The 548-nt window shown below is 44.9% G+C and carries 1 protein-coding gene; it reads left to right on the top strand.

From position 1 onward, the window contains the following. Positions 1-548, top strand: a 548-nt coding sequence (locus R3X26_RS18870) for a DUF5107 domain-containing protein (protein ID WP_317718859.1), incomplete at both ends; no start/stop codon positions are given.

Below are 548 nucleotides of genomic sequence, written 5' to 3'. Positions count from 1 at the left end.
TAGCCGATGGTAGCGCAGAAGTATGGTTAGGTGAAGTTGAGCATATGTATGGTTTGCAAGTAAGCACGGGCTTTAAACTCTATCCAAATAAAGCACTAATCGAGATCACCGGTCGCGTATACAATTCAAATCCAACGCCTCAGCAATTCCTATGGTGGGCTAATCCGGCAGTTAAAGGTGGTGATGACCATCAGAGTATTTTCCCACCCGATGTGACAGCAGTTTATGACCATGGCAAGCGTGATGTTAGTGCTTTTCCAATAGCGACAGGTACTTATTATAAAGTTGATTACTCTGCTGGTGTCGATATTTCACGTTATAAGAACTTGCCTGTACCTACGTCATATATGGCTGCGAAATCGGACTATGACTTCGTTGGGGCCTATAGTCACGAGGAAAGTGGCGGCTTACTTCACGTCGCAAATCATCATATTTCCCCAGGAAAGAAACAGTGGTCATGGGGCAATTGTGAATTTGGGCAAGCTTGGGACCGGCAGTTAACAGACAATAACGGACCATATATCGAATTGATGACGGGAGTGTTTACG

Source organism: Vibrio sp. TH_r3 (genome assembly GCF_033101115.1).
In the GTDB taxonomy this organism is placed as follows: Bacteria; Pseudomonadota; Gammaproteobacteria; order Enterobacterales; family Vibrionaceae; genus Vibrio.
This window is presented reverse-complemented; position numbering and strand designations above follow the sequence as displayed.